Source organism: Streptomyces sp. SAS_272, assembly GCF_052543235.1.
In genome coordinates this window covers 18,418-27,653 of the sequence record NZ_JBMNDR010000108.1, presented here as the reverse complement: position 1 = coordinate 27,653, position 9,236 = coordinate 18,418, and the positions used below count along the sequence as shown (strand labels likewise).

Below are 9,236 nucleotides of genomic sequence, written 5' to 3'. Positions count from 1 at the left end.
CCCCCTCCCCCCCCCCCCCCTCCCGCCCCCGCCCCCGCCGTGTGCGGGCCCGGCTACCGCCCGGCTACCGCCGGGCCGCCGCCGGGCGGCCCGGCACCGACTCGCCGATCCAGTCCAGGAGTTCGCGCCCGGCGGCGCTGAGCAGACCCGGCCGGTCCAGGAGCGAATGATGCAGCTCGCTCGAGCAGGCCCGCGCCGAGCGCACCGCCTCCTCCAGGAGCGCCGCCTGCGCGCCCTCGGCCCGCTCCAGGGCCGCGGTGCGCAGCCGGAGGAGGTGGACGTAGCCGAACAGCGTGTGCAGACAGCGGGCCGCGGTCCACCACGTGCCCTGCCAGCACACGAAGATCTTCACATCGCGTCCGTGCGGCCCGTCGCCGCGCGCGGGGGCGAAGTGGTCGTCGGTGCGCTGCACCTCGTTGAGCCACAGGTGCAGCGCCTCGTGGTACAGCGACTCCTGCAGGCTGTACACGGACGGCTCGGTGAACATGAAGCCGGGCGGCAGATGATGCAGACCGAGCCCCGTCAGGAAGGCGGTGAACGGCAGTTCCCGGAACGAGCAGGACGCCATGGTCTCGCCCAGCGGCGCCTGTTCGCGACGCGGCTTGAGCAGGACGAGCACGCTGATGAACGCCTCCACCGCCCGCGCGGCCTCAGGACACAGGGCCGCCAGCGTGTCCACCGCCTCCGTCATCCAGGCCGTCGTACGCGGCCCCGGCCGCACCGTGCGGTACCCGGACAGGCCCACGTCCGCCAGCGTCGCGGGACCCAGCGCCGTCGCGTACCGCAGCCGCAGCGCACCGCTGCCGAACTCCACCAGTTCGCAGTCCTCGCGCCCGGTGTACGCGGTCCGCGACCGCGGCCCGCACTCCGGGGCCCGGCCGAGGTTGAGCCGGCGGCACAGATGCGGCGGCAGCGGATCCACCGGCCCGGGGCCGGACCAGGGGGCGGGGCCGGCGGCGGCGCCCGTGAGCAGGGCGGCGTACCGCTGCCGGACGACGGTGAGGCCGCGCGGTTCCGTCCGCGTCCGCTCCCGTGCGACGACGGTGCTCATCGTGTGTCCTCTCGCGTCGGGTCAGGGGTTGTCACCGGTGTGCAGCCGGGCCAGCGACGCCCGCGCGTACACCACCTGGTAGCCCGGCACGGTGAACAGCGACTCCCGGAAGACGCCCGCCCGCGGGGACACCAGAGCCTCGAACCCGTCGTGCGGGCCGTACAGTTCGGCCCGTTCGGCCAGGAAGAAGTGAAGGTTGAGGGCGTCCACGCGACGCTGTCTGAGCCACCACAGGCGCCGCTCCTCGGCGCCGCCGCGCGCCGCCAGATAGGCGGCGACGACCTGCTCCTCCCAGCGGTGCGCGAGCCGTTCCGAGGCGAGCTGGCCGCGCGCCGTGCGCACCGGCCGGGCCCGCTCGTACAGGCAGTGGCCCAATTCGTGGGCCACTCCGGCCAGCGCCCCGAGCGTCGGCCCGTCCTGCCCGTGCACGACGGGGCGGCTGTGCTCGTCGTCCACCGTGCGGAACGTGGTCGGCTCGTCGAGCGAGGACTGGGCCAGCACCTGACGGACGGCGTCGGCGCGGCCGCGCAGCAGGGGGAGCTCCGGGATGATCTCGGCGGCGCGGGCGTGGGTGGGGTGGTGCAGCACCGTGTCGTCCGCGAGCCCCGGCAGCGCCAGCTCCATCAGCCGCGCCAGGTCGCCGGCGCGCAGCGGCAGGGCACAGGCGTAGGCGCCGGACCGCAGCACCGTGCGCATCTGACGCAGGGTCGCATCGGACAGGGCCCGCAGCCAGGGCGCGGGCCGCAGCCGGGCCAGGGCGGCCGCGCGGCCCGCCAGCAGCCGCTCCAGCACCTCTCCGCCGCCCAGCAGCGCCTCGCGCTGCAGCCGCCGCAGCTGGTCGCGGTAGGCGGCGACGCCGGGCCCGTACCCGCGCAGCAGGGCGGTGTCGATGGTGTCCGGCATCCACCGTCACCGGGCCGCCGGTCGCACGGCGGGCACGCCGGGCTCGACCTGGAGGCTGATCTCCCAGCGGTCCGCGAGCTCCTGGAGCTCGCGCACGAGCGGGCCGGCCCACGGCGGGCCGCCGGGCACCAGCACCGCCACGTCGCCCACCGCGCCGACGCGGTCCAGGATCTGTTCCAGCACGCGGGCGCAGGCGCCCTGGGCGTCGGCGCCGTCCGGGCCCGGGGCGCTCAGCGACTCGGTCGGGCCGGCGGCCAACCGCCCTACGTCGAGGGCGGGACAGAGCGGATGCAGCACCAGCGCGGCCGCGCGCAGCTGCGTCAGCGCGGCCTGCGTGAGCTGCTGCGCGCCGCCGGCGCCGACGCCCACGACCCTGATGTGCCGCACCAGCGTCGTGTCGGGAGTGTGCAGGGACATGGCTGTGTCCTTCCGGGGAGATGCCGTACGGCCCGACGGACGCGGACGGGGCGGGGACGCGCCCGAGGGGGCGGGCGCGTCCCGCCCCGCCTCCCTCAGTCAGCGGCCCCTGTTCCGTCGCTGATGTCCGCGACGAGCTGCTCCAGGTCGGTCGGGATCGCGCTCTGCAGACGCGGGGCGAGGCCCGCGGCCCCGCCCCCGCCGTCGACGTTGACGTATTCGACGGTCTCGACGCCGTCGACGGGCCCGTTGGCCTGCTCGGACATGGAACCTCCTGCACGATGCGGGGGACCCGGACGACAGCCCCGGTCCCGCGTGACTGGTCGCAGCCACGATCCGCCCCCGGCTAAAGCGGGGGCTGCGCGGCTGCTGGGTCGAGCCCGCGCTCACCCGCCGCCGAAGCCCCGCAACGCGAAGGTCCCGCTCACGCCGCCGTTTCCTTCCTCCACACCCCGGGCCGCACCTCCGACCAGCCCGACGCCGGCGCCCCGGGGCCGGCGAGGTCGGCGAGTCGGCGGCGGGCGTAGGCCTCCAGGCGGACGTCCGCCAGCTCCGTCGCGTGGGTCAGGCATCGCACGAAGTGGGCGCGGGCCGCGTCCCGGTCGTCCGACTCGAGCGCCAGCAGGCCCCGCAGACGACGGCTCTCGAAGCGGCCGCGGCGGTCGGGCGCCGCCGCGTCCGGGGCGCGCGGCACCAGCGCCGCCGCCGCGTCCGTCGCGCCGCTCTCCAGCCGCAGATCGGCCAGGCCGGTCAACGCCCGCACGCGTTCGTCGTCGGCCCCCGCCGCGTCGGCCGTCAGCAGGGCACGCTCGAACAGGTCCTCCGCCACGGCGACCCGCCGCCGCTGCCAGGCGAGATCGCCCATGGCCCGCAACAGCCGTGCCTGCGCCGCCAGATCACCCGTGCGCTGCGCCGCGTCCAGCGCCAGATCGTGGCAGACGGAGCGCTCCTCCCACGCCGCCAGCGACTCCAGGAACCCCGCCATGCCGTCCACCAGGCGCAGCGTCGCCGACCACAGCCCCGCCGCGTGCGCCTGGCGCACCAGCGCCAGCAGCACCGGCCGCCGCCCCCTGAACCAGTCCAGCGGATGCCGTCCCTCGACCGGCTCCGAGGCGAACACGCCCACCGCCTCGACCTCGTCGGCCGCCGCGCCGCACAACCGGCCCAACGCGGCCCGCCGGACCTCGGCGTCCACCTCGGCGGCGACCAGCTCCCCGGCCAGCAGCCGCAACAGCTCCGGCATGCGGTACCCGACCGCGCCGCCGGCCCGGGCCGGCTCCGTCTGCAGGACCTGCGCCCGCACCAGCGCGTCCGCCGTCTCCCGCGCCGCCCGCGGATCCGTCTCCAGCAGGGCCGCCGCCGCACGCAGCCCGAACGGTCCGGCGGGCAGCAGCCCCAACAGCCCAAAGGCCCGCCGCAGCGGATCGCTCAGCTCGTCCGCGGCCTGCCGCAGCCGCGGGCGCAGCGCCGGGTCCGCCGCACCCAGCTCCGCGAGCCGGGTGCGCTCCTCACGCAGCCGCGCGGCGAGCGCCGCGCACGTTTGGCGCGGCCGGCTCGCCAGCAGGCTTCCCGCCGCCCGCAGCGCCAGCGGCAGACCGCCGCACAGCTCCACGACGTCCCCCGCCCCCGCACCCGCCTCCGGCGCCGCGTCCGGCGCGGTCCCGCCCGCCGCGGCCAGCAGCAGCGCCCGGGCGTCGCGCGCCGAGGGCACGCCGAGCGCGACGACCCGCCCGTCGAGCCCCTCGGGCACACCCCGGCAGGTGACCAGCACCGTACTGTCCGGCATGGCCGCGAGCACCGGACGGACCTGGTCGGCCGAGACCGCGTCGTCCAGGACCAGCAGACACCGCCGGCCGGCCGTCAACCGCCGCAGCTCGACGTGCGGTTCCCCGCCGCCCGCCGGCGCCGCACCGTGCGCGGCGAACCGGCGAAGCAGCTGCGCCAGCACCCCCGCCGCGTCCAGCGGGCGCCCGCCCTCGGTGCGCAGCCGCACGAGCGCCGAACCGTCGAAGCCGTCGCCCGCCCGGTGCGCCGCGGCCAGGGCCAGCGCACTCTTGCCGACGCCCGCCGGGCCCGAAAGGACGACGAGCCCGCCGCCGGGCGGCCCCAACGCCTCGCCCAGCACCGCCAGTTCCTCCTCCCGCCCGGTGAACAGCGGGTCGCCGCAAGGAAGTCCACCGCTCACCGCCCACGCGGCCCCGGCCCCGGCGCCGGCCCGCGCCGCGGCGGCCGGCGGCGACGGCTCGACCCGGTCGGCCCGCCCCGCAGGCCTGAGCAGCAGGGAATCGCCCACCAGGATGCGCTGGTGCAGCGCCTGCAAACCCCGCCCGGGCTCTATGGCCAGCTCCTCCACGAGCCCCCGGCGCAGCCGCGCGAACACCTGCAGCGCGTCGGCCTGCCGCCCCGACCGGTACAGCGCCACCATCAGATGCGCGTGGAACTCCTCGCGCAGCGGCAGCTCCGCGGTCACCTCCTGCAGCTCGCCGATCAGACCCCGATGGCGGCCGAGATGCAGCTCGGCCCTGATGCACTGTTCCAGCGCCGACGTCCGCGTCTCCGACAGCCGCACCGCCGTGGCGTCCAGGAGCGGCCCGTGCGGGGTGTCCGACAGGAGCGGCCCGCGCCACAGACCCAGGGCCCGGCGCTGCAGATCGGCCGCGCCCCGGTAGTCCTGCCGGTCCATCAGCTCCCGGCCGCGGCCGTGCAGCTCCTCCAGCACCGCCAGGTCCAACTGCGCCGGATCGAGCCGCAGCTCGTACCCCGGCGGCCGCGTCACCAGCGCGTCGCGGCCCAGCTCGGCGTCCACCTCGTGCAGCAGCTTGCGCAGCTGCGAGATGTACACCTGGAGCGTCGTCGTCGCGGTGCGCGGCGGGTCCTCGCCCCACAGCTCGTCGATCAGGCCGTCCACCGACACGATCTCGTTCGCCCGCACCAGCAACGTGGCGAGGACGACCCGTATCTTCGCCGCGCGCGGCGTCAGGGCCTTCGACGTGCCCGGCGCTCCCCGCACCTCCAGCGGACCCAGAATCCTGAATCGCATGGCGCCCCCTGTCCTAGACCAGCCACGATAGGCCGGACCCCACCCCTGTTTTCGGACAAGCACCCCCCTATCCGCGACGGCCCCCCTCACCCCGCGCCGGTCTCGCATGAGAGCTCTGCAAGCCCTGCTTTAGCACCGGCGATGACCATGCGGAGGCCTTGGCCGGAAAGGGGGCACGGCGCGTCCCGCTCCGGTCCCGAGTGCACCACGAGGGGGCGAAGTGACTGGCGAGACCGCCGCTGACATCACGCGCAACGACGAGTACGAAACGTTCACCCGGCTGCTGCTCGACCGGGCGCAGGCCCTCCGCGACACCACCGCGCACGTCTTCGTACGGGACACCGGCGCCGCGACCGCCGCGGAACACCTCACCTACGGCGAACTCGACCGCGCGGCCCGCACCCTGGCGCTCCGGCTGCACGAACGCGGCGCCCAGGGCCGGCCCGTCCTGCTGCTGTACCCGCCAGGCCCCGACTTCCTCAAGGCGTTCGCCGGCTGCCTGTACGCCGGAGCCGTCGCCGTCCCGGCCCCGCTGCCCGGCGACCGCGGCGAGCGGCTGCACCGCCTGACCGGCATCATCAAGGACACCGGCGCCCAGCTCGTCCTCACCGACATCGCACACGCCCCCGACGTGTCGCTGTGGCTCGCCACCGCGGGCCGCGGCGACGTCGTGTGCCTGGCCACCGACGTCGACGAGGACGACGGCCCCGACGACTGGCGGCCGCCCACCACCGGCCCCGACGACCTGGCGTTCCTGCAGTACACCTCCGGATCCACCTCACAGCCGCGCGGCGTCATGGTCAGCCACCGCAACCTCCTCGCCAACCAGCAGGTGATGCGCCGCGCCCTCGGCACCACAGCGGCCGACCGGTTCGGCGGCTGGCTGCCGCACTACCACGACATGGGCCTCATCGCCCATCTCCTGCACCCCCTGTGGCTGGGCAGCGCGTCCGTGCAGATGGCCCCCAGCGCCTTCATCAAACGCCCCGTCCGCTGGCTGCGGATGATCGAGGAACACGGGGTGACGATCGGCGGCGGCCCCAACTTCTGCTACGACCTGTGCCTGCGCCGGATCACCGACGAACAGCTCGCCCGCCTGGACCTGTCGCGCTGGCGCCTGGCCCTCAACGGCGCCGAACCGGTACGCGCCCAGACCCTCGAGGCGTTCACCCACCGCTTCGCCGCGGCCGGCCTCGACGCCGCCGCCGTCTACCCCGCCTACGGACTCGCCGAAGCCACCCTCATGGTGTCCGGCGGCGCCCCCGGCCGCCCCTACGGCCGGCTCACCGTCGACCAGCCGGGCCTCGAACACGACGCGCTGCGCGCCCCCGCCCACGCGGCCACCGCCCGCACCCTCGTCAGCAGCGGCCGCGCCGACGCCTTCGACCTACGCATCGTCGACCCCGCCGACGGCCGCGAACTGCCCGCGGGCCGCGTCGGCGAGATCTGGCTGCGCGGCGACAGCGTGGCCCAGGGCTACTGGCGCAAACCCCTGGAGACGGCCGAGACCTTCCACGCCGTCCTCGACGGCGGCGACGGCGCCTACCTGCGCACCGGCGACCTCGGCGCCCTCGACGGCGGCGAACTCTACGTCACGGGACGGCTGAAGGAAGTCATCATCCTCAACGGCCGCAACATCTACCCGCAGGACGTCGAGTGGGCCCTGCGCGAGGTCAGCCCCGCCCTCGGCGCCTGCCACGGCGCCGTGTTCACCGTCGGCGCCGACCGCGAACAGCTCGTCGTCGTCCAGGAGGTGCGCGCCCCGCACGCCGACCAGAGCCGCCTGCACGCCCTGGCCTGCCGGATGCAGGCCCTGATCGGCCGGGACTTCGACGTGCCCGTCGGCAACGTGGTGCTGGTGCGCCCCGGCACCCTGCGCCGCACCACCAGCGGCAAGACACAACGCACCCTGATGCGCAGACTGTTCCTGGAGGACCGGCTGTCCCCCCTGTTCGAGGTCCTCGACCCGCAGGTCGAGAACCTGGTGCGGCCCGGGCCCGCGGACCAGGACGCCCTGTCCGCCGTCGCCGGCGGACCGCGGGACCTGCCGTGGTGAACGCGCTCACCACCGCGCCGCGGCCCCCCGCCCGGCCCGCCGCCGCCGAGGACCGCGCGGCCCAACTGGAGAAACGGTTCGGGGACCCGGCCGCCCCCGGCAACCCGGTCGGCTACGCCGCACTGCTGTCCGCCGACCGGCGGGCCGCGCTGTCCGCCGACGCCGAGGACCTGCTCGACGACTTCGGCATGCACCTCGAGTACGTGCCCCGCGCCCTGGGCGGCCGCTTCACCTGCGCGGAGACGCTGCTGCGCGTGATGCGTCCGGTCTTCCGCCGCGACGTCAGCCTCGGCATGGGCTACGGCATGAGCACGTTCATGGCCGCATCCGACGTGTGGATGGCCGGCAGCCGGCCCCAGCGGGACTGGCTGGCCCGGCTGCTCATCGGGCGCTCCAAGGCCGCCATCGCCCAGCACGAGACGGCCCACACCAACGACTTCGTCCGCAGCCAGGTCCGCGCCGTGCACGCCGACGGCCGGCTCCGCGTCACCGGCGCCAAGACCATCGTCAACAACGCGCGCCGCGCCGACGCCCTGGTGCTGTTCTGCCGCACCGACGACCGCGTCGGCAGCGGCAGCCACTCGGCACTGCTCCTCGACCCCCGCACACTGCCCGCCGACCGCTACCGGGCCGGCTCCCGCCGCCCCTCCGTCGGACTGCGCGGCGCCCACCTGGACAGCATCGACTTCGACGACTGCCCGCTGCCCGAGGACGCCCTCCTCGGGCCGGCCGGCAGCGGCGTCCCCACCGCACTGCGCTCCTTCCAGGTCAGCCGCACCCTCACCGCCGCCATGGTGGCCGCGGCCGTCGACACCAGCCTGCGCACCGCGGTCCTCGTCGACCGCATCCAGGGCCCGGGCGACGGCGGCCTGTCACCCATGGACCCCGAGGCCACCGCGGCCACCCTCGCCAACTCCTTCGTCAACCTGCTCTTCTACGACTGCCTCGCCGTCGTCGCCACCCGCGCCCTGCACCTGTACCCGGCCGAGACCAGCGTCTACTCGGCCGCCGTCAAGGCACTGCTGCCCCGCGTCCTGAGCGAGACGATGTACGACCTGGCGACCGTCCTCGGCTCGCAGATCTACACCCGCGCCGGCACCATCGGCGTCTTCCAGAAACACATCAGGGACGTGCCGGTCATCAGCCTCGGCCACGCCGGGACCGTCGCCTGCCAGGCCACCATCATCCCCCAGCTCCCGAGCCTGGCCCGCGGCTGGTTCTCCGGCGAACCCGCAGGCCCCGGCCTGTTCCGCCCGGCCGCACCGCTGCCCCCCTTCGACTACACGGCCCTGGTGCTCGCCAGCGGACGCGACAGCCTCAGCGCCACCCTGATCGAGACGGCCGCCGCCCTCCCCGCCCGCAACCCCGTCGAACGCGCCCTGCGCGCCCTGGCCGGGCAGTTCGTCGACGAACTCGACGACCTGCGCGCCAGAATCCTCGCGCTGCCCCCGGTGAACGAGCACACCCCGGTGCGCCCCGCCTGGTTCGCCCTGACCGACCGCTACGTCCTCGTCCTGGCCGCCGCCGCCGTCCTCGGCGTGTGGCGGCACAGCCGCGACGACCTCGACCCCTTCCTCGCCGACCCGGCCTGGGCGACGGCCGCCCTGCACCGCATCGCCCGCCGCCTCGGCGCCCCCGCCGCGGACCTGCCCCCCGAGTGCATGGCCCGCGTGCACCAGGAAGTGCTGGCCCGCTTCGGCGACCGCCGCAGCTACGACCTGTACAACACGCCGCTGCCCGGCTGACCGCCGACGCCGCCGCCCCCCTTT

Annotated in this window: 7 protein-coding genes; 2 read left to right on the top strand and 5 right to left on the bottom strand. The window is 75.8% G+C overall.

Annotated elements, in window-relative coordinates:
- Positions 1–64 precede the first annotated feature (64 nt).
- The 5 genes from ACN6LD_RS37510 to ACN6LD_RS37490 all read right to left on the bottom strand — a co-directional run bounded on the left by ACN6LD_RS37510 (position 65) and on the right by ACN6LD_RS37490 (position 5,411).
- Positions 65–1,051 carry a hypothetical protein gene (locus tag ACN6LD_RS37510; protein WP_319198304.1) on the bottom strand — a complete coding sequence of 329 codons (987 nt, stop codon included), beginning with the start codon at positions 1,049–1,051 and terminating at the stop codon, positions 65–67.
- Between the two features lie 21 nt (positions 1,052–1,072).
- On the bottom strand, positions 1,073–1,954 hold the full coding sequence (locus tag ACN6LD_RS37505; RefSeq protein ID WP_319198306.1) for a hypothetical protein: 882 nt from the start codon (positions 1,952–1,954) through the stop codon (positions 1,073–1,075).
- 6 nt (positions 1,955–1,960) lie between these two features.
- Positions 1,961–2,371: an SAM-dependent methyltransferase gene (locus tag ACN6LD_RS37500; protein ID WP_445045497.1), complete on the bottom strand. Its 411-nt coding sequence runs from the start codon at positions 2,369–2,371 to the stop codon at positions 1,961–1,963.
- Positions 2,372–2,466: 95 nt separating this feature from the next.
- Positions 2,467–2,637 (bottom strand): hypothetical protein, encoded by a 171-nt coding sequence (locus ACN6LD_RS37495; RefSeq protein ID WP_445045496.1) that lies wholly within the window; start codon positions 2,635–2,637, stop codon positions 2,467–2,469.
- Between the two features lie 158 nt (positions 2,638–2,795).
- Complete coding sequence (locus ACN6LD_RS37490) at positions 2,796–5,411, bottom strand: BTAD domain-containing putative transcriptional regulator (protein WP_445045495.1); 2,616 nt, start codon at positions 5,409–5,411, stop codon at positions 2,796–2,798.
- A 220-nt stretch (positions 5,412–5,631) separates the two neighbouring features.
- Here ACN6LD_RS37490 and ACN6LD_RS37485 point away from each other — a divergent pair, with 220 nt between their 5' ends.
- Both ACN6LD_RS37485 and ACN6LD_RS37480 read left to right on the top strand, forming a co-directional pair.
- Positions 5,632–7,467: a fatty acyl-AMP ligase gene (locus ACN6LD_RS37485; protein ID WP_319196596.1), complete on the top strand. Its 1,836-nt coding sequence runs from the start codon at positions 5,632–5,634 to the stop codon at positions 7,465–7,467.
- Entirely contained in the window at positions 7,461–9,212 is a 1,752-nt protein-coding gene (locus tag ACN6LD_RS37480) for an acyl-CoA dehydrogenase (protein ID WP_445045494.1), read from the top strand. Before ACN6LD_RS37485 ends, ACN6LD_RS37480 begins: the two co-directional genes overlap by 7 nt.
- The last annotated feature ends 24 nt before the right edge of the window (positions 9,213–9,236 follow it).

Coding starts and splice junctions, on each gene's coding strand:
- ACN6LD_RS37510 (WP_319198304.1), bottom strand. CDS start 1,051: ATGAGCACCGTCGTCGCACGGGAGCGGACGCGGACGGAACCGCGCGGC.
- ACN6LD_RS37500 (WP_445045497.1), bottom strand. CDS start 2,371: ATGTCCCTGCACACTCCCGACACGACGCTGGTGCGGCACATCAGGGTC.
- ACN6LD_RS37490 (WP_445045495.1), bottom strand. CDS start 5,411: ATGCGATTCAGGATTCTGGGTCCGCTGGAGGTGCGGGGAGCGCCGGGC.
- ACN6LD_RS37505 (WP_319198306.1), bottom strand. CDS start 1,954: ATGCCGGACACCATCGACACCGCCCTGCTGCGCGGGTACGGGCCCGGC.
- ACN6LD_RS37495 (WP_445045496.1), bottom strand. CDS start 2,637: ATGTCCGAGCAGGCCAACGGGCCCGTCGACGGCGTCGAGACCGTCGAA.